Raw genomic sequence first — 250 nt, forward strand, 5'->3', positions numbered from 1 at the left:
GCTGTCGGCGCTGTACCTGCCGGTGCTGCTGCTGGTGGTGGCGCTGGTGTTCCGTGGCGTGGCCTTCGAGTTCCGCTTCAAGGCGCACCGTTCACGGCGGCTGTGGAGCGTGGCGTTCGGCCTCGGTTCGCTGCTGGCCACCTTTGCCCAGGGCGTGATCCTCGGCACGCTGGTGCAGGGCCTGCCGCTGGTCGATGGCGTGTACCAGGGCGGCGCGTTCGGCTGGTTCAGCCCGTTCGCGATGCTGACC

General features: G+C 69.6%; 1 protein-coding gene. It reads left to right on the forward strand.

Annotation, left to right across the window (positions count from 1 at the left end; translation table 11 throughout):
- Positions 1-250: cytochrome d ubiquinol oxidase subunit II (locus FQ664_RS26535; RefSeq protein WP_144175955.1), on the forward strand; the 250-nt coding region annotated here is incomplete at both ends.

Source organism: Pseudomonas persica (assembly GCF_900291015.1).
In the GTDB taxonomy this organism is placed as follows: Bacteria; Pseudomonadota; Gammaproteobacteria; order Pseudomonadales; family Pseudomonadaceae; genus Aquipseudomonas.